The organism is Paenibacillus ilasis, from assembly GCF_043195395.1.
Classification (GTDB): Bacteria; Bacillota; Bacilli; order Paenibacillales; family Paenibacillaceae; genus Paenibacillus_AQ; species Paenibacillus_AQ lautus.
Window position 1 is genome coordinate 3,568,811 of the sequence record NZ_JBHDJG010000001.1, and the last position, 17,784, is coordinate 3,586,594.

Here is a 17,784-nt window from a genome sequence, read left to right on the forward strand (position 1 = left end):
CTTTTTTCGAAAAATAAAAAAAGAATCTCCCCTTTTATGGAGGGCGATTCTGTATTAGCTGCATTCCATGAACGGTTCTACAAAACCATAAACCAAAATCTATTGCCATTGCTATGAAACTAACGGAGCCTCTTCCCAGGCCTGTTTAAATTGAGAACCGAATCTTCGAATGGATTCTTTGTCGGACGTTAACTGAAAATCCTGTTCAGACCCGTAAAAACGCAACTGATATATTCCTTTTCGATCCATCTGTTCCCAGCTCAGATGGTATAAATGTTTTTCAAAAGATATAAATAAGCCGTCTAATTTAAAACCATTTAAATACTCAAGCGGAAATTCAGCAGTTACCGAAACAAAGTTCCTTATTGTCATATTGGTCCACCCAAAATTCAAATCATAAATGATTCGGTTAGCTTGAAAGAACTTAAAATTGATCTGGCATCCTTCATCCTCACCAGCAATACGAGATATAAACGCGAACGCCGCCCGAGTTCCTTTCTCTTCGCGGTCGCTTAGAGTTGCCATTTACGAGCCTCCTTCGTTGTTCCACTTACCAGCTTTTCACCTACTCACTAATTTTATTTGAAAGCCGACTAATATGCCATAAGTCCTGTTGGATCAATTTCATTGGAAAAACAAAAAAACCCTCACGCCTTACGGCGCGAGGGATTCCTCTATTAATACATGGTAATGTACTGATCGCGTTCCCATTGGTGAACTTGCGTTCTATACATATCCCACTCGATTTCTTTCAGTTCATAGAAGTGAGCCAGCGCATGATCACCGAGTGCATCGGAAATGACTTCGCTGCGGATCAATTCGTTAAGAGCTTCTTTCAGGTTTGCCGGCAAGCTAGGGATGCCTTCCTCAATGCGCTCTTCTTCCGTCATCACATAGATGTTACGGTCAATTGGAGCCGGGAGCGACAGCTCGCGCTTAACGCCGTCCAAACCTGCTTTCAGCATGACAGCCAGAGCCAGATACGGGTTCGCCGCTGGATCCGGGTTACGCACTTCGATACGCGTGCTGAGGCCACGGGATGCAGGGATACGAATCATCGGGCTGCGGTTACTTGCAGACCATGCTACGTAGCAAGGTGCTTCGTAACCAGGCACGAGACGCTTGTACGAGTTCACCGTTGGGTTCGTAATCGCAGCAAACGCGCGTGCATGCTTAAGAATACCCGCCATATAGTTACGAGCCGTTACGCTCAAGCCAAGCTCATCACTCTCGTCAACAAACGCGTTCTCGCCGCCTTTGAAGAGCGATTGGTTACAGTGCATGCCGGAGCCGTTTACGCCAAAGAGTGGTTTTGGCATAAAGGTAGCAATCAATCCATGCTGACGAGCGATCGTCTTAACAACCAATTTAAACGTTTGAATCTGGTCAGCCGCTTTGATCGCATCTGCATATTTGAAGTCGATTTCGTGCTGGCCGGGAGCAACCTCATGGTGAGAAGCTTCGATTTCAAAGCCCATCTCTTCCAGCGTCAATACGATATCACGGCGGCAGTTCTCGCCAAGATCCGTAGGCGCGAGGTCAAAGTATCCGCCTTGGTCATTGAGCTCCATGGTCGGGTTGCCTTTTTCATCGGTTTTGAACAGGAAGAATTCCGGTTCCGGACCGACATTCATGGAAGTGAAGCCCATCTCTTCAGCTTCCTTCAATGCTCTCTTCAAAATGCCGCGCGGATCTCCCGCAAATGGGGTGCCGTCAGGCATGTAGATATCACAGATCAGACGAGCAACGCGATCCTCGGATACCCAAGGGAAGATCATGAAGGTATCCAGGTCCGGGTACAGGTACATATCGGATTCTTCGATACGTACATAGCCTTCGATGGACGAACCGTCGAACATCATTTTATTATCAAGCGCTTTAGGCAGCTGGCTTAACGGAATTTCAACGTTTTTAATTGTTCCAAGCAAATCTGTAAATTGCAAGCGGATAAATCGAACATTTTCTTCTTTGGCAATGCGTAGAATGTCCTCTCTGGTATAACTCACTTTATCCTCTCCTTTTTAAATAAAAAACTAGTTTAATGAAGAATTACAGCATGGCAATCCTTATTTATTAAAAAACCGGGATAATTCCCCTTGAATCAATGAAACCTGACCCGGTCTTTTAGCGGTAATCAATTCCTGCTTCAGCAAACGTCGCAACTGGGACTCTGACATCTCACGGCGTCTGTTCTCGGTATCAGGAGTAATGACGGTAGCCTCTTCAGACTCTTTTGTGACTGGGTTCATTACTTGCTTAATGCCGGCGATATTAACACCTTTTTCAATCAAAGCCTTAATCTCTAGCAGTCGCTCCACATCATTGAAGGAAAACAGGCGTTGGTTGCCCGACGTTCGGGCTGGGACAATTAAGTTATGCTGCTCATAATAGCGAATTTGTCTGGCAGATAGATCCGTAAGCTTCATAACAATGCCTATCGGAAATAACGCCATATTCCTCCGAATCTCATCACCCATATCTCATCAACCTTCCAAGTGGTCTATTCTGATCCTATTGTACATTTCCTGATCAACCACGTCAACCGCATGTAAGGATAACTCACAACAATTTACGATCTTTCATGCTTTGGAGGGCCATAAGCACACCATATTTAACATGAGAGTAGGTCAAGCCGCCTTGCATATAACCGATATATGGAGCTCGGATCGGCGCGTCCGCTGATAATTCAAGGCTTCCTCCCTGGATGAACGTACCTGCCGCCATGATGACGGGATGTTCGTATCCAGGCATATCCCAAGGCTCAGGCACCACATGACTGTCGACTGCCGCAGCCCGCTGAATCCCTTGAACAAAAGCGATTAGATGATCCGCTCCGGTAAACGATACGGCCTGGATCAAATCGGTCCGTTCATCCTGCCAGCCCGGCTTGGTTGTGAACCCTACCGCCTCAAACATCGCGGCAGCATAAACGCTGCCCTTGACCGCTTGTCCAACCGTGGATGGTGCCAGGAATAATCCCTGATAGATGCCTCGGGTCGTTCCCAGCATCGCCCCCACTTCTCGTCCGATTCCGGGAGCGGTCAGCCGATAGGCTGCCTTATCCACATAGGCAGCTTTACCGCATATGTAGCCGCCGGTTTCGGCAATGCCGCCGCCAGGGTTTTTGATAAGAGAACCCGCCATCAAATCAACGCCAACCTCCGTCGGTTCCAATCGCTCCGTAAACTCGCCGTAACAGTTATCAACAAAAATAATCAAATCCTGACGGATGGACCGGATCCGGCTGACCATGTCACCAATCTGGGAAACCGTGAACGAAGAACGCCAATCATATCCTCGAGAACGCTGGATACCGATAACCTTGGTTGAAGGCGTGATTGCCCTCTCTACCCGCTCCCAATCAATATCCCCTTGTTCTGTTAGCGCAACCTCCTGATAACCGATTCCGAAATCTCGAAGGGACCCGGTGCCGTCGCCGGGTTCGCCAATCACTTTATGGAGGGTGTCATAGGGACGCCCCGAAATATACAACAGCTCATCTCCTGGCCTTAACACACCAAACAGTGCGGTTGAGATCGTATGGGTACCCGAAGCAAAATGCGGCCTCACCAGGGCAGATTCGGCTCCAAATACGTCTGCGTAGACTTCATCCAGCACTTCGCGGCCGCGATCATTGTATGCATACCCGGTGGAAGCCGCAAAATGAAAATCACTCACCTGAAACTTCTGGAAAGCATCGATCACCTTCCACTGATTAAAATCAACGATAGCGTCGATCTCCCGTAAACGCTGCCCAATTTTGGATTCAATCTCACTGCTCAATTCAAGTATATCTTGCGAAAATCTTGCCATGACCAACTGCTCTCTCCTCTTTTACACATGATGTCTCACATCTTAACACATATTTTTATTTCATAGAACTCTGCAATGGAAGGACACCCTGAACACGCAATATAAGCCCCATAGAGGGGCTTATACGACGATTCCTATGGATGCCTAAGATCCATTCTGAACGTAATCATGAAGCAAATAACCCATTTTCTCATAATCGGCTTTATTGATTCGAACTTCATAGAGGATATCATTCTCATCAAAAGACTGCTCCAGCACATCTCCGACTCGGTATACAACCGAGTTCAGATCGCCGCGGTCAGCCGGAATCCGGAACGTCACGTTCCCTCCGGACAGCTGGTCCTGAATCGCTTCACGAACTATTTCCAAATCCTGATCATGATACGCACTAATCTTTAATTGACCATCCCCGGTAGGCAGCATCTCCAGCTGATCCGGTTCACATGCGTCCTTCTTGTTAAACAGAACGATCTGCGGTTTATCTGCCGCCCCCAAATCCTGAAGTATGGATTGAACGACTGCCATCTGTTCGTCCCTCATAGGGGAAGAAGCATCTACGACATGAAGAATCAGATCGGCTTCGTTGGCTTCTTCCAGCGTCGCACGGAACGCCGCTACCAGATCATGAGGAAGGTTCTGTATAAATCCTACGGTATCCGTAAGGACAACTTCTTTGCCGCTCGGCAGCTCCAACACACGCGACGTGGGATCCAGCGTAGCAAACAATTGATTTTCGATATAAACGTCTGCGGCCGTTAACCGGTTCAGCAATGTTGACTTGCCGGCATTGGTATACCCGACCAGGGCAACCTGTACGGCACCGCTCTTCTTCCGGCGCTCCCGATGAAGCGTCCGATGCCGGGTGACTTCATCCAACTGCCGCTTCAGGTCACTGATTCTGTCCCGGATATGCCTGCGGTCGGTTTCGAGCTTGCTTTCCCCTGGTCCGCGGGTCCCGATCCCCGCTCCGAGCCTGGACAGATTCTTACCATGACCCGACAACCGCGGGAGCAAATAAGTAAGCTGAGCTAACTCCACCTGGATAATCCCCTCACGGGTCTTCGCTCGCTGAGCGAAAATATCCAGTATCAATTGAGTGCGGTCGATTATTTTCACATCGAGTGATTCTTCCAGATTTCGAACTTGCGCGCCGGATAATTCCTGATCAAAAATGGCCGTTGTTGCACCCAAGCCATCAATCGCCATACGCAGCTCTTCAACCTTCCCTTTGCCGATGAACCACTTGGAATCCGGAACTTCGCGATTCTGTGTAATGACATCCAGCACCTCCACTCCAGCGGTTTCAGCTAGCTGAACCAACTCCTGCAGCGAGTGTTCCGGATTCATTCCTGAGCGTTTAACCGCATCCGTCACCAAACTGACCAAAACGGCTTTATCTTCGATCTCTGTCCGGGTATCATGCGTTATATTTGTCATATAGCCAACTCCTTCTAACATTACGTCTCCTAATTTAACTAACCGCTGCTGCCTGCAATAAACATTATGATCCAAAGAAAGCAGCGTTACCCCTTCATTATGTTCGAAGACAAGCTTAAAATCATTGTATTTTTCCGTTTAACTTAAAGTCCTCCGGCCGCAGGGTCATAAGCTCCAGCTTACCGGGATTTCCGGTTACGTACTGATTCAGCAGTCGAACCGATTGATTCCTTATCGATTTCTCGATAACATTCCGTACGTAACGCGCATTACTGAAGGCGTGTAGTCCGTGATCCTTCTCCAACTGCAGGTGTTCCTTCAGCTTGCTCAGCGACTGCGGCATCAAGATATAATCCCTCTCCTTCGCCATCAGCTCCGAGATCTGGATCAATTGATCCAAATTGTAATCCGGGAAGTCCATCTGGATCGGAAAACGGGAATACAGGCCGGGATTCGAATCCATAAAAAAATCAATCTCATCGCTGTAGCCTGCCAAAATAAGAATGAACTGATTTTTATGATCCTCCATCGCCTTGACCAGTGTATCGATCGCTTCCTTGCCAAAATCCTTCTCACCGCCGCGCGCCAAACTGTAAGCCTCGTCGATGAACAGAATTCCTCCGAGCGCTTTTTTGACCAATTCTCTGGTCTTCTGTGCCGTGTGACCGATATATTCACCTACGAGATCTGCCCGTTCCACTTCGACCAGGTGACCCTTATTAAGCACGCCCATCTTCTGAAACAGCTTTGCCACGATACGGGCGACGGTGGTTTTCCCAGTTCCGGGGTTTCCTTTAAAAATCATATGGTACACATGACCGCCACTTAATAAGCCTGCTTCCGTACGCATCTGGGCCACTTGAAGCAAAGCATAGATTTCAAATACCAGGTCCTTGATTTGTTCGAGACCTACCAGTTGATCCAGCTCTTTCTGTATTTCCTGGAATAGACTGTGCTGGGAAACAGGGTTTGGCGAAGGGGCCGGTTCGCGTTCCGGAACCGCACTGCTGATGAGTGGAGGTTCCGCGCTGCGGAGCACGACATTAATCTGCCTGGATGGCCGTCCTTCAGATCGGCCGTTAGCGGCCGTTACACGCCCGTTCATTGCTCCTCACCTCTTTATCCAAAGGGCTGACTATCTATTCCAATGTATTCTATTTACAGCCTGCTTATTAGAAGTTTCGTCCTCATAGGACACCCATGGCGATCAACAGCCGATCGGCCGTCCATTTCGTATAAGCCAGCACTTCTCTAGACTTGTGTTTGGCCATCGGCAAAACGGTAGATTCCGTTAGCGACATAGAAGGATGATCGTAACCAAGGGTTCTTGCAACCTCCATCGCCCTCGTCCCGTGATAGTCATGGGTTATTATAATGGCGGTGTTCCACCCATGCTCCTCCATCATCGCTTGGCTGAAGAGCAAATTCTCATAAGTGCTCGTAGCTTCGTTCTCCAGGAAGATCCGTTCCCCGGGTACGCCCGCTTCGACCAAAAAATTTCTCATCCCTTCGGCTTCGGTATATGGATATCCGGGCTTATCGAGGCCGCCTGAAACGATAAAGGTATCAAAACGGCCTGCATGGTATTCAACCAGTGCATGCTCAAGCCGTTCCCGAAGCCCCGGACTTGGCTGATCTCCCCACATGGAAGCGCCCAAGATGATGCCGACATCCGCCTTCTCCGACGGACTGCTGACGGCGCTTTCGATCTTCCAATATGCATAACCTGACCATAGCAATCCAAGAACAACGAGAGAGAGCAAGGTAATCATCCCTCGCCGATACCATGCTCTCTTCTTAGTGCCTGCTTGTGGCAAACGCTTATGTATTTCCTGACGCATTATTTCTTCCTCCTGAACTCTCCGTTATGAAATAACTGGTCGCGGTGCTTCAGAGACATCATAAAGTAAGGGAATTCATGCGCGTCGATGGCCCGAAGCAGATTCCGTGCAGTCACCTTGGCAAGCCTGTAATCATCCCGGGTAATGTCATTCCGCCCTAGGGCATCCTCAAGCTCATCTTCATCCAGCAAGAACACTTCACCATTCTTGACAACCACAACGTCCAAATACAGATCGTCAAACCAAGGGACACCCTGATCCGTTACCCCTTGTTTCTTGCAAATATCGATATACCATTGAACAATATTTCGTTTGTCATCAAACATGGCTGTCACGATGAAATGGCTGTCCTTCGGATAATACTGCAGCCATGAATAGCCTTTGTCCGCGATTCGGTAGGTATGACGGCCATACGTCTTCCACAACGGTTCTTTCAGGCCATATATGGTATATAACGTGAGATACCCTGTAAATTGCTCACATTCCACATACCGGGAAGTGAAGTGCCGGCGGGTGATACGGCGCCAATTCGCCCGATCTCCGAATTTACGTTTCATGGAACTTTTCCTCCCCATTCGTATTCCCAGCTTACCACATTTGGGTTTCACACTCAAAACAAAGAAGCCTCCGCAATCATGCGGAGGCTCTCAAGTTCATTATGGGCTGTCTTGGAACTCGTCAGATCCGTCAACCGGATCCGACGGATCCACAATGGTGCCCGGTACCGTAGGAATATTGCCCGAATCGGTGTCGGTTCCTCCAGTGCCTGTGTCACCATTGCTAGATCCATCTCCTGAGCCATCAGATCCATTGCCAGGATCTTGACCATCTTGGCCATTCCCGGCTCCGTTTCCATCCTCAGGAGGGTTCGTTCCATTACCATTACCGTTACCGTTACCATTGCCTGGGCCTTCACCATTCCCATTGCCTGGCTCGCCATTACCGTTGCCATTTCCGTTCCCGTTGCCATTCCCAGGAGGAAACTCGTTTCCTGCTCCGTTGTCACCTTCATCAACCGGAGGCGGTTCCTGGGTGTCCCCCGGATCGGGTTCAAGATCCTCAGGCGGCAATTCCTCGGAAACGGCCACGATTTGCAAAATGTTCGAAGGTTCCGACTCTTCGCCGGTTGATGGATCGAAGGCCGTCACGTAATAGTCGTAAGTCAATCCTTCCATCGCACTCATATCCTCTATAGCGGTTCCTCCCAAGGAATCGAGAATGCGGGAGTATTCCGATTCCGACGTTTCCTTACGGTACACGCGGTATTGAATGTTGCCCTGAACCGGATTCCAGCTCAGTGATACGGTCTGAGTCTCCCCATTATAGGAACCTGTCAAACCGCTGACTGCGGCTAATGTCGTTTCTTCTACAGGCGGCTGAACCGGCTCGGTATTCGGGAAGCTCTTCGCTTCATAGCCCTGAACCGCCTTCTCCATCACTTTGCCCCATAAGGAAGCGGAGATCGAACTGCTTCGTTTCAGCAGATGCTGCCGGTCAGGGGTATCATAACCCATCCATACCGCTGCCGTTAACTCCGGCGTATATCCGACAAACCATACGTCGCGGTTTGAGCTGACGCCCTTATAGCCGCTCTGCGTGGTTCCGGTCTTACCGGCTACCGGACGACTGATCCGAGCATTTCTACCCGTTCCGTCCTCTACGACACGCTTCATCATGTCTGTCATTTGCGAAGCCGTCGAAGCGCTCATCACGCGCTTCCCTTTGCTGCCTTTATTCTCAAACACAACCTTGCCTTTGCTATCTTTAATCTGTTTGATCGCAAAAGCCTCTTTGAATTCTCCGCCATTGGCAAAGGCGCTGAAGGCTTGTGCCATCTCGAATGTGTTCGTACCGGTATCCATGCCGCCGAGGGCCAGGGATAAGTTCGCATCGCCTTCGGTCATCTTGATGCCGAGACTCTGAGCGAACTCAAATCCGGTTTTTACGCCGATTTGGTTCAACAGCCATACGGCCGGAATGTTCTCGGAACGCTGAATCGCTTCCGGCATACCAATCGTTTCCGAATATCCGTGCAGGTTATTTGGGCAATAATTGGTGCCAAAACATTGCTTTTTATTACTCAATCTGGAGTCCTTGGTAAACTTTCCGGATTCCAACGCCGGTGCATACGATACAATCGGCTTCAAGGCGGATCCCGGCTGACGACGGCTGTCGGTAGCCCGGCTGAACCCGCCTCGCGTATATTCCCGTCCACCGGACATGGCTACGATACCGCCGGTTTCCTGGTTAATGATGACCATAGAACCTTCCACCGGCACGTCGTCTGGACTTTCTTCAAAGTTTTCCGGATTCTTGAACTCTTCTTCCATTGCAGTCTGGGCATTCACGTCCATCGTTGTGTAAATCTGATATCCGCCAATGTTGACATCGTCCTCGGTGAGGCCCCATTTTTCTTCGGCTTCTTCCATTACATAATCGATAAACGCTGTATACTTCTGCTGTCTTTCTGGCGGTGTATAAGCATAGTCCACTTTCTTGGCTTCCGCTGCCTCTTCGGCCGTGATATACCCCTGCTGTTCCATCAAGGTCAAGACAACCGCACGACGCTCTTTGGAAAGGTCGGGATTCTTCAGCGGATTATAGCGGGATGGCCCTTTCGGCATTGCCGCTAGTGTCGCCATTTCCCATAACTTCAAATCATTCAAATCCGACTTGCCGAAATAACGCTCGGATGCGGCTTTGATGCCGTAATAAGGTCCCCCGAAGTTAATCCGGTTCAAATACATCTCAATAATTTCCTGTTTGCTGTGCTGACGCTCAAGCGCCAGCGCGATCGACATTTCAGTAGCCTTCCGGAAGAATGTTTTATCCCTTGTCAGGAATATATTCTTCGCCAGCTGCTGCGTGATCGTACTTCCGCCTTCGACCATGGAACGGGCCATGATATCCTTTACCGCTGCGCGGCCGATCGACCACATGTCCACGCCGTTGTGCTCCATGAACCGTTTATCTTCTGTTGCAATGAATGCTTGTATCAATTTCTCCGGAATATCCTCATACTTCACAGGATCACTCTTCTGGAGGGACAGTTCGCCCATCAGCGTGCCATTACGGTCATATACCTTGGAAGTACCGTAAGCGGTCAGCTTATCCTGATTCTGCTCCAGCAGCTTTTCGCCGCTGATCAAGATGAACAAATAACCTGCAAGCGCACAGAAGATCGCAATGACGGCCGTGAAAAACAACGCCCATGCAATTCGCTTTCCTTTGCCTTTTTTCTTCTTCGCATTCGGTTTCGTGGTTTTCGATGTCTTCGAGTTGTCTTTGTTTTTGTTCAACCGTGACATCTGATTATCTTTTCCAGCCATTTGTCCCCCTCCTTACTCCCTTGCGGGATCAAGCCTTCTGACTTTGATTCATGCCTCGGAAAGAAAAGAACAACCTTCTCAGGTTGCTCTCTGCACTCCTTATAAGCTAAACGAATTATAAACCAAAAAGTTTCAAATTAATCAGTTGACGGTATGATTCTGCTCTTTATAAATCCATTCTAAAATCTATTGATCGCTGCTGTTTTCCTGCATCAGGGACACATTACGCTGCGGCATGAACGTGGAGATAGCATGCTTGTACACCATTTGCTGACGGCCGTCGCTGTCAATCACGATGGTAAAATTGTCAAAAGCTTTGATCGTTCCACGGATCTGAAAGCCGTTTGTAAGGTATACCGTGGCCGGAATGTTCTCTTTGCGCAGTTGGTTCAAGAACGTGTCTTGGATGTTAATGGACTTGTTCATTAGCCGTACCCCCAATGGTTCATTTAGATTGTTTTGAAATATATTCAAGATTTCAGTGAAACTTTCCTGCTATTATAGCACGGATTTTTTGATAGTTTGCAGAAAAATTTCCCGAGTCGGTGACGTCTACCCACTCGATGTCCTTCATGTGGCGAAACCAAGATAGCTGCCGCTTAGCGAACCGGCGTGTATCGCGCTTGAGCAGCACGACGGCCTCCTCGTAGCTGAACTCCCCGCTAAGGTACGATACGATTTCTTTGTAACCCAGCCCTTGCATGGATACAAGCCCCGGAGCGAACCCTTTGTCCATGAGCGCCGCTACCTCATCAACAAGTCCCTGGCTCAGCATAAGATCAATTCGCTCTTCAATACGGTTATATAGCATTTGCCTGTCCATTGTCAAACCGACCAAGCATAAGTCATAGGGAGATTGCTTGGTTTGAGGCGCCAGCTGGGCCGAAAGTGGGACACCGGTCATATGAAATACTTCCAAAGCACGAACGACCCGACGTAGGTCATTAGGGTGAAGCCGCTCGGCCGTTTCAGGATCAACCTCTGCCAATTTTTGATGAAGAGCCTCGGCTCCATGTTCATTGGCATAGCGGAACTGCTCTTCCCGAAAAACTTCATCCGCACCGGTCTCGCTGAACTGATAGCCGTAGCACACCGACTCCACGTAAAGCCCGGTTCCGCCAACAATGAACGGAAGTTTGCCCCGCTCCGTGATCTCCGTAATAAGCCTTTGGCTCTGCTCCTGAAATTCGGCTACCGAATAGGGGTGATCGGGCTCATGAATGTCAATGAGATGGTGGGGAACGCCTTCCATTTCCTCAGCGGAAATTTTGGCCGTTCCGATATCCATGCCCCGGTATACTTGCATCGAATCGCCGGAAATAATCTCACATGCGAATTCCTTCGCAATTTCAATGCTCATTTTGGTTTTACCTACTGCTGTAGGCCCGATGAGAACGAGCAGTTTCGGTTTGGTTTCATCTGTCAATGGAAATCACTCCGTACGTTATTTTCGATTTTCCCCGTTCAGGCAAAGTAAAGCCAAGCCGCTCAAACTCTCCGCTGGATCGCGCTTCCTTCATCACGACGGTTTTGCGCGCGACCCTGACCGCTTCTCTCACACTTTCCATTTCCAGCGGCTCCCCATTTGCATAATGTCTCAGAGGATGGATGGAAGCCGATTCGGCGATCGGTTCACGGAACATCGGATCAAAATAAACAATGTCTACGCTCCGGTCCGCCAGCGACTTCAAATAATCCAGGTGATGGCTGTGCCTGACTTCGATTCGCCTCATCGCCTGATCACTGGCCTCCAGATGGCTTTCATAGGTCCGGAGCCCTTCTTTTAGCAGCGCATACAAGGGCAGCGAGCTTTCCAGGGCAGTGACTCGGCTGTTGGCCCCGCCCTTGCCCGAGAATACCAGGGAGTCGGCTCCAAGCCCCGCCGTACAATCCAGTACGGAATCTCCTTCCTCCATTCCGGAAGCCTCCAGCATGGGATCGGGTTTTCCGCTCAGCACGCGTTTCAATCGGACAAACCCCATACTGGGATGAAATTCCATGACTGAGCCGCCCGGTCCGCTTAGACGTACATGTCCGTTCAGTACGACCAGCACGTCGTCGTCTCCGAACCTGCGGGCTAATTTTCGCAATGAATGACCGCCGCGCTGAACATAACGGCAGCCGGTTTCCTGGGCTAAACGTTTCGCGCGCTCCACAATGTCCGGCGCTTCCGCTTCTCCAGTTGTAATAATCATGAAGGTCCTCCTTGCTGTTACATCACGCGCTTAAACATTTTTTCCAAATCATAAGCTGAAAACGAAACCACAATCGGTCGTCCATGCGGACATGTGTATGGCTGCCGGCAGGCGCCTAAACGCTGAATCAGCGTCATCGCCTCCTGCTCCGTCAGCTTCTGATTGGCTTTAATGGAAGCCTTGCAGGAACACATGATCGACGAGGTTTCTCTCAGCTTGGCGATATCAATATTTCGTTCGCTCAGCACCCATTCCGCCATCTCCTCGATAATGGCCTTCTCGTCGCCATTAGGGAACCAGAACGGATGTGAACGAACCAGGAAGGTATGGCCGCCAAAAAACTCCATATAAACGCCAACCTTCTCAAACCAGTGCAGCCGTTCCTTCACCTTCTCCGATTCCGATGGCGTGAATTCCAGCGTAATCGGCAGCAGCAGCTCCTGGGATGCATCTGCCGGGTTGCCAAACTGTTCGTAGTAATACTCGTAGTTAATCCGCTCATGCGCGGCATGCTGATCAATCAGGTACAGCCCGGTATCATTCTGCGCTATGAGATAGGTACCGTGATGCTGGCCGATGAGCGTTAGCTCCGGAAAAGGCGGAATCTCGGGAGCCGGTCCTGAGGCCGCCTGCAGCCACTCCTTCGTTACGGCAGGAATTCCGGCATTCCCTCTGGTCTCATTGCGGTAATCACTGCGGTAAGAAGAAGCTGCTGCCGTTTCACGCATTTGCGAGGTGGCAGCTGTACCTGCTGCTCCGTCCCCATAAGTGCGCTTGATATCCGACTCTGCCTGGGTGAAGACCTGCCCCACAGGCCATGTCGACGCAGACGGCACCTTGAGAGGCATGTTTCCACCAGTTGGAGGCTCGCCGCCGCTTCCTGGGATCACGATATCCCGTTCATTGCCGCTGCCGGTCGCCGAGGCATGGCCTTGCGCAGGAGAAAATTGCAGCTGTTCCTGGATATAGGCGTTGTCGCTTTTGCCAATATTTTGTTTGGCCGGACGTGGAATAAGGATTTCCTGCTGCAGCACCTTTCGAATCTCTTCCTCCACAAAAGCAAACAGCTCCTGCTCTTTACTAAACCGCACCTCCAGCTTGGATGGATGCACATTCACGTCGATCAACGAGGGGTGCATGGACAACTGAATAACAACAAGCGGAAACCGGTTGATCGGCAGCAGCGTATGATAACCCCTCAAAATCGCCTGCATTAAGCCGTAGTTCCGGATGTACCTCCCATTAATGATGAGCGACATGCCGTTACGGTTTGCCCGGGTATAATCCGGGCGGCTGATATATCCGCTTAACGTATAATCCATATTCTCCGCTTCAAACGGCAGCATGGCTTTGGCCGATTGGGTACCGTATATGGCCGCAATGACCTGAAGGGCATCGCCGTTGCCCAGCGTCTGCAGCAGCGAGTTTCCATTGTGCCTGAGCGTAAAGGCAATATCCGGCCGGGAAAGGGCCAGACGATACATATAGTCGGATATGTGCCCCAGCTCCGTTTGGATCGTTTTCATATATTTCAGCCTTGCCGGCGTATTGAAGAACAATTCCTTTACGAGGAAATCCGTTCCTCTAGGTGCGGCCGTCTCTTCGTTCACCCGCAGATGACCGCCTTCGATTTCGATCACCCGTCCGCGGCCATCCTGAGCATTGGATGTAACCAGACGCACCTTGGATACGGCCGCAATGGATGGCAAGGCTTCGCCCCTGAATCCAAGGCTGGTGATTTGGAACAGATCGCGGCCTTCGACGATTTTGCTCGTTGCGTGGCGGTAAAAAGCCGTTTCGCAATCCTCCGGATCAATACCGGCGCCGTTATCCGTTACGCGAATGCTGTCCAGTCCGCCTTCTTCGACCGTTACGTCAATCTTGGTGCTCCCGGCATCAATGGCGTTCTCAACCAGCTCCTTCACAACGGAGGCAGGCCGCTCCACCACCTCACCGGCAGCAATCTGGTTTGCAATATGCTCGTCCAAAATCCGAATAATCCCCATCGTTCCTACCTCCGTTTCATTTCATTCCCATGCCAACATCACATATCCTTCGCTTGAAGCTTCAGGTCATTCAGGAACTGCATGGCCTGAAGCGGTGTCATATTCATCACGTCCGCGCCCTTAACGGCATCAATGAGGCTCTTGACGGCAGGATCTTGAGACGCTTCCGGCGGCATGGAGTGCTGATCCTTACCAGGCTTAGCACTCGGTTCAGGCACTTCCTCCTCGCCAAAAATGGAAAGCTGCACCACGCCGCCCTTCTGGTCGGCGCCGCTCAAGCTTTCGATATACGGCACCCTATCTTCACGAAACTCATGCACCGTTTCCGGTCCAATTCGTCTCTCATCGGAATGAGCTGCGGCAGCCGGCTGCTCGCGCTGCATCACAACCCCTTGCTCCGATGCCACCGCGGCCAGCGAAGCCATCTCCAGGCCCTGCAGCAGACCATAGGCACGGTCAATGATACTGCCGGGCAAGCCTGCCAATCTCGCACAGTAAATGCCGTAGCTGCTGTCGGCCGCGCCAGGGATCAGCTTGCGGAGGAAATGCACTTTGTCTCCGCTTTCCTGAACCGCCATGGAATAATTTTTGAGACCGCCAAGGCTTTCCTGAAGATGGGCAAGCTCATGGAAATGCGTCGATACCAATGCCTTGCAGCCGATGTGGTCATGCACATACTCAATCACGGCTTGCGCGATTGCCATGCCTTCACTCGTCGACGTACCGCGTCCCAGCTCATCAATGATGATCAGGCTGCGGGGCGTTGCTTTTTCCGTCATGACCTGAATATCCGCCATTTCCACCATGAAGGTGCTCTGGCCGCCGATCAGATCGTCAGCCGCCCCGATGCGGGTAAAGATACGGTCCACCAGCGGGATAACCGCGCGCTCTGCCGGAACAAAGCAGCCCATCTGGGCCAAAATCGATAACAAGGCCACCTGGCGCATGTACGTGCTTTTTCCAGCCATATTCGGACCGGTAATAAGCAGGATCGAGGAGCCTTCCTTGCGTAAATCCGTTCCGTTCGCGATAAACGATGAATCTTTCATGACGGCTTCCACGACAGGATGACGGCCGCCTTCAACGATATAATCATAACCTTCGCTCAGCTCCGGTTTCACGAACCGGTATTCCGCGCTGACCGCAGCCAACGATTGATAGACGTCAATCTCGGCAATCCGCTCAGCGAGCTTTTGCAGCCGGCTCACTTGGGTATTCAGCTTGTCCCTGAGCTCGGTAAAGAGGGCGTACTCCAAATCCACCATCTTCTCCTGCGCCTCCAGGATCAGACCTTCCTTCTCCTTCAGCTCGGGCGTGACATATCGCTCTGCATTCGCCAGTGTCTGTTTGCGTTCGTACCGGCCTTCCGGCAGGGATGACAGATTGGACTTGGTCACCTCGATATAATAACCGAACACCTTGTTGTAACCGATCTTCAGCGACTTGATCCCCGTAGCCGCGCGTTCCTTGGCTTCCAGCTCCGCGATCCAGCGTTTGCCGCTGGTGCTCGCTTCGCGAAACTCATCCAGCCGCTCGTGATAGCCCGGTTTGATGATGCCTCCGTCACGCACGGACACCGGCGGTTCATCGACAATCGCATGCTCAATCAGTTCACACAGATCGTCGCAAATATCCGTATCCGCAGCCACCCGGCGCAGCGTCTCGGAAGCCGACTGGGCACACAGCTCTTTCAGGGAAGGTATTTGTCTTAATGACAGCTTGAGCGCGTTCAAATCCCGTCCGTTCGCGCTGCCGAACGCAATCCGGCCGACCAACCGTTCCAGATCGTAAATCTCTTTCAGCGCCATCCGCAAATCTTCACGCAGTATGTACTGGTTATACAAATGCTCAACAGCCTCCAGCCGCTCTTCGATCCGGCTGCGGGACAGCAGCGGTTTATCGATTCTCCGCCGCAGGAGTCTGGCTCCCATCGAGGTTTCCGTGCGATCCAGAAGCCACAGGAGCGAACCTTTCTTCGAACGCTCCCGAACCGTCTCAACCAGCTCCAGGTTGCGTCTGGTGAACGGATCCAGCACCATGTATTGTCCCGGTTCATAGGAAGCAATCTGCGCCAGCTGTCCCAGCGACCGCTTCTGTGTCTCGCTTAAATACGAGATCAGCAGGGATATGCAGGCCCTTCGCTCCTCTTCCAGGCGGGCCCATGCCGGTTCTCCGAATTGGGTGCGAACCAATGCGTCCTCCCTGCGATCCCATGCCGTATAGACGATGTTCCGGCTGCCTGGAAGCGCCTGAGATGAAATGATATCAAGAAGGGATGCGTCCCCAATGATCTCGGAGGGCTCATACAGGCCGATCTCATCCCGCAGCCATTCCTCCGAAGATGGGACCGACGTCACATAAAGCTCGCCGGTTGACAGATCGCATGCCGATAAAGACATCAAGCCGCCCGCTTCCGTGACACAAACCATGTAATTGTTCGATTTGTCGTGCACGACCTTGCCGTCCATGATGGTCCCCGGCGTGACGACCCGGACGATTTCCCGCCGGACCATGCCTTTGGTGACCGAAGCATCCTCCATCTGTTCGCAGATGGCAACTTTATACCCTTTCTCAATCAACCGCTGAATATAACCCTCCGCGGAATGATAAGGCACTCCGCACATCGGTATTTTCTCTGCACCGCCGCCCTCGCGGCCGGTCAGCGTAATCTCCAATTCCTTCGACGCGAGGATCGCATCATCAAAAAACATTTCGTAAAAATCGCCTAAGCGGAAAAAAAGAAACGCATCGCGCGCTTGTTCTTTGACCTTCAAATATTGTTCAATCATCGGCGTATATTTAGCCATGACGTACCTCCATTACCTTCTAGCTTGACCTCCATTATAACAGAAATTGATCGCAAGGCATCACGGTTTAACGTGCGCGTTCAAAAAGGTCGGTTTTCAGCACCGAAGCTTTTGCTTCCGATGTGCGTTTGTTCAAAACGCTTCAGTTGGATGAAGCTAGGGAGTGGAGCGTACGTAGTTTGTACGTGAGCACCTGAAATGTTTCCGTAGGAAACATACTTCGGAAGCTACTACTTAGGCCCGGCTGAATTCAAGATTCGATGCCGAGTTGCTTCTTGATTTCACTTCGTGTTAGATATAGGATTTATAAGTTATCAACGGAGTTGATGAAATTCTATATCGCAAGAAAACCTACT

At 50.7% G+C, this 17,784-nt stretch carries 14 protein-coding genes; all 14 read right to left on the reverse strand.

Features of this window, described 5'->3' with window-relative positions; genetic code table 11:
• Positions 1 to 111 precede the first annotated feature (111 nt).
• Positions 112 to 525 (reverse strand): hypothetical protein, encoded by a 414-nt coding sequence (locus tag ACETK5_RS16005; protein ID WP_394056709.1) that lies wholly within the window; start codon positions 523 to 525, stop codon positions 112 to 114.
• Between the two features lie 152 nt (positions 526 to 677).
• The gene (gene glnA, locus ACETK5_RS16010) at positions 678 to 2,006 is read right to left on the reverse strand and encodes a type I glutamate--ammonia ligase (protein ID WP_100536454.1); all 1,329 of its coding nucleotides are present in this window, start codon (positions 2,004 to 2,006) and stop codon (positions 678 to 680) included.
• A gap of 60 nt (positions 2,007 to 2,066) precedes the next feature.
• The gene (locus ACETK5_RS16015) at positions 2,067 to 2,477 is read right to left on the reverse strand and encodes a MerR family transcriptional regulator (RefSeq protein ID WP_006209652.1); all 411 of its coding nucleotides are present in this window, start codon (positions 2,475 to 2,477) and stop codon (positions 2,067 to 2,069) included.
• Between the two features lie 82 nt (positions 2,478 to 2,559).
• Positions 2,560 to 3,813, reverse strand: a complete 1,254-nt coding sequence (locus ACETK5_RS16020; RefSeq protein ID WP_394056712.1) for a methionine gamma-lyase family protein — start codon at positions 3,811 to 3,813, stop codon at positions 2,560 to 2,562.
• 144 nt (positions 3,814 to 3,957) lie between these two features.
• Positions 3,958 to 5,250 (reverse strand): GTPase HflX, encoded by a 1,293-nt coding sequence (gene hflX / locus ACETK5_RS16025; protein ID WP_100536452.1) that lies wholly within the window; start codon positions 5,248 to 5,250, stop codon positions 3,958 to 3,960.
• A gap of 121 nt (positions 5,251 to 5,371) precedes the next feature.
• Positions 5,372 to 6,355 (reverse strand): AAA family ATPase, encoded by a 984-nt coding sequence (locus ACETK5_RS16030; protein ID WP_100536451.1) that lies wholly within the window; start codon positions 6,353 to 6,355, stop codon positions 5,372 to 5,374.
• 82 nt (positions 6,356 to 6,437) lie between these two features.
• Positions 6,438 to 7,091, reverse strand: a complete 654-nt coding sequence (locus ACETK5_RS16035) for a YdcF family protein (RefSeq protein ID WP_100536450.1) — start codon at positions 7,089 to 7,091, stop codon at positions 6,438 to 6,440.
• Positions 7,091 to 7,648: a ribonuclease FAU-1 family protein gene (locus ACETK5_RS16040; protein ID WP_071218240.1), complete on the reverse strand. Its 558-nt coding sequence runs from the start codon at positions 7,646 to 7,648 to the stop codon at positions 7,091 to 7,093. Before ACETK5_RS16040 ends, ACETK5_RS16035 begins: the two co-directional genes overlap by 1 nt.
• Before the next feature lie 99 nt (positions 7,649 to 7,747).
• A complete protein-coding gene (locus ACETK5_RS16045) occupies positions 7,748 to 10,420 on the reverse strand; it encodes a PBP1A family penicillin-binding protein (RefSeq protein ID WP_394056716.1) in 2,673 nt (890 codons plus the stop codon).
• 186 nt (positions 10,421 to 10,606) lie between these two features.
• Positions 10,607 to 10,846, reverse strand: coding sequence for an RNA chaperone Hfq (hfq, locus tag ACETK5_RS16050; RefSeq protein ID WP_100536448.1), 240 nt, complete (start codon positions 10,844 to 10,846; stop codon positions 10,607 to 10,609).
• Positions 10,847 to 10,898: 52 nt separating this feature from the next.
• Positions 10,899 to 11,846: a tRNA (adenosine(37)-N6)-dimethylallyltransferase MiaA gene (gene miaA, locus ACETK5_RS16055; protein WP_100536447.1), complete on the reverse strand. Its 948-nt coding sequence runs from the start codon at positions 11,844 to 11,846 to the stop codon at positions 10,899 to 10,901.
• Complete coding sequence (locus tag ACETK5_RS16060) at positions 11,836 to 12,615, reverse strand: class I SAM-dependent methyltransferase (protein ID WP_326112834.1); 780 nt, start codon at positions 12,613 to 12,615, stop codon at positions 11,836 to 11,838. Before ACETK5_RS16060 ends, miaA begins: the two co-directional genes overlap by 11 nt.
• A gap of 17 nt (positions 12,616 to 12,632) precedes the next feature.
• Positions 12,633 to 14,621: a DNA mismatch repair endonuclease MutL gene (gene mutL / locus ACETK5_RS16065; RefSeq protein WP_394056719.1), complete on the reverse strand. Its 1,989-nt coding sequence runs from the start codon at positions 14,619 to 14,621 to the stop codon at positions 12,633 to 12,635.
• A 38-nt stretch (positions 14,622 to 14,659) separates the two neighbouring features.
• Entirely contained in the window at positions 14,660 to 17,428 is a 2,769-nt protein-coding gene (gene mutS, locus ACETK5_RS16070) for a DNA mismatch repair protein MutS (protein WP_394056721.1), read from the reverse strand.
• Positions 17,429 to 17,784 lie beyond the last annotated feature (356 nt).

What these genes read in the sequence shown, in the direction of transcription:
- ACETK5_RS16035 (WP_100536450.1), bottom strand. Translation starts at nt 7,091, where the DNA reads ATGCGTCAGGAAATACATAAGCGTTTGCCACAAGCAGGCACTAAGAAG.
- mutL (WP_394056719.1), bottom strand. Translation starts at nt 14,621, where the DNA reads ATGGGGATTATTCGGATTTTGGACGAGCATATTGCAAACCAGATTGCT.
- ACETK5_RS16005 (WP_394056709.1), bottom strand. Translation starts at nt 525, where the DNA reads ATGGCAACTCTAAGCGACCGCGAAGAGAAAGGAACTCGGGCGGCGTTC.
- ACETK5_RS16045 (WP_394056716.1), bottom strand. Translation starts at nt 10,420, where the DNA reads ATGGCTGGAAAAGATAATCAGATGTCACGGTTGAACAAAAACAAAGAC.
- ACETK5_RS16060 (WP_326112834.1), bottom strand. Translation starts at nt 12,615, where the DNA reads ATGATTATTACAACTGGAGAAGCGGAAGCGCCGGACATTGTGGAGCGC.
- ACETK5_RS16030 (WP_100536451.1), bottom strand. Translation starts at nt 6,355, where the DNA reads ATGAACGGGCGTGTAACGGCCGCTAACGGCCGATCTGAAGGACGGCCA.
- ACETK5_RS16020 (WP_394056712.1), bottom strand. Translation starts at nt 3,813, where the DNA reads ATGGCAAGATTTTCGCAAGATATACTTGAATTGAGCAGTGAGATTGAA.
- ACETK5_RS16040 (WP_071218240.1), bottom strand. Translation starts at nt 7,648, where the DNA reads ATGAAACGTAAATTCGGAGATCGGGCGAATTGGCGCCGTATCACCCGC.
- hfq (WP_100536448.1), bottom strand. Translation starts at nt 10,846, where the DNA reads ATGAACAAGTCCATTAACATCCAAGACACGTTCTTGAACCAACTGCGC.
- hflX (WP_100536452.1), bottom strand. Translation starts at nt 5,250, where the DNA reads ATGACAAATATAACGCATGATACCCGGACAGAGATCGAAGATAAAGCC.
- ACETK5_RS16015 (WP_006209652.1), bottom strand. Translation starts at nt 2,477, where the DNA reads ATGGGTGATGAGATTCGGAGGAATATGGCGTTATTTCCGATAGGCATT.
- mutS (WP_394056721.1), bottom strand. Translation starts at nt 17,428, where the DNA reads ATGGCTAAATATACGCCGATGATTGAACAATATTTGAAGGTCAAAGAA.